The sequence below is a fragment of the Symbiopectobacterium sp. genome, assembly GCF_051710365.1.
Lineage (GTDB): Bacteria > Pseudomonadota > Gammaproteobacteria > Enterobacterales > Enterobacteriaceae > Symbiopectobacterium.
Genome location: NZ_JBPETA010000360.1, coordinates 1 through 1,331 on the forward strand (window position 1 = coordinate 1; position 1,331 = coordinate 1,331).

Consider the following 1,331-nt stretch of genomic DNA (forward strand, 5'->3'; position numbering starts at 1 on the left):
TGACGATTTTTTTTACTTTCACTTCATAATAATGAGTAAATATTAACCACTCTGGAGTGGTTACATGACGTCAGCAAAGAAAATATCATTGGCCCGTCTATTGCTGCCGATTAAATCGCACCTTCCTAAGCGCTTATTTCTCGCACTGCCTGCTCTGGTGGGATAGGCACTACGTGCAAAGCAGGTTGCCTGATACCACCTAAGGCAACCTGTCTTATCGTACTTTCACCGTCATCAGACGCAAGGGAAGCAAAACGCAGCGATTACCTCAATAATAGAAGCCAAGCAGTTTCCACCACAGTAAGCCCACGCTGAAGGTCAGCACCACGTTAAAGGTGACCACCGCCGCATTAATTTTATAAAAGCGCGGTCGCGTGAAATAGCCCTGAGCGAAATAAATAGGCCCAGGACCGCCGCCATATTCGGTATTGCCCCACATCAGGTTACTGAAAATCCCGAAGCAGATGGCAACCATCATCGTTGGTGCCCCTGACCTGAGGCGATGGCCGTGGCAGCAAAAGGCACATAAAGGGCAGCGACATGTCCGGAAGCCGTGGCAAACAGGTAATGCACATAGATATAGAGCACGCCCAGCAGCACAAAGGTTTCCATGGCACCAAACCCTTGGATCAAGCTACCCAGCAAGCCCGCCATCCATTTGATGAATCCCAGATCGGAAAGCCCGGTAGCCAGACTGATGATAACGCTGAACCAGATAACCGTGTCCCAGGCAGCATGATCTTTCAGCAGGGCTTTCCAATCCACGGCACCGACGGCAAACAGATACGCCGCGAGCCCTAATCCTACGGATGTCGCGGACAGGCCGGTGATCAGGCTGGTTCCCCACCCCACCAATGCCAACAGAAAACCAAACGCCACTTTCTTTTCCGTTGTGGTCATGGGGCCTAACTGAGACAGCGCCTCACGTCCCATCACTTTCGCTTCCGGCGTGCGTTTCAGTTCAGGGTTCACCAGCTTGTACACCAATAATAGCATCAAACAAAAGCAGACCAGAGCGGGCACCACAGCGGCAATAAACCATCCGCTCCAGGTTATTTCAACGCCAAGCGAGCTTTTTGCCAGACTGCTCACTAAGGGATTCGCGGCCATACCGGTCAGGAAAATGGCACCGGTAATCGGGGTAAACTGGAAGCAGACCATAGTCAGGAAATCCCCGATCTTTTTACCGCTTTCACCCGGCGCAGATCCTAGGCTGTGTCCCTTAATTGCTTGAGCTATAGTATCCATCTGTTTCTACGACACTTTGGATTATGGCTCGCTACGATCTTTCTGATGAAGCATGGGCAATCATTGAGCCCTTGTTACCAACC

Annotated in this window: 1 pseudogene; it reads right to left on the reverse strand. The window is 51.0% G+C overall.

Annotated features, from left to right (window positions below):
- Nucleotides 1-268: 268 nt before the first annotated feature.
- A pseudogene (locus tag ACTBDZ_RS17870) lies at nt 269-1,212 on the reverse strand (DASS family sodium-coupled anion symporter); the annotation flags it as partial.
- Nucleotides 1,213-1,331: the final 119 nt, after the last annotated feature.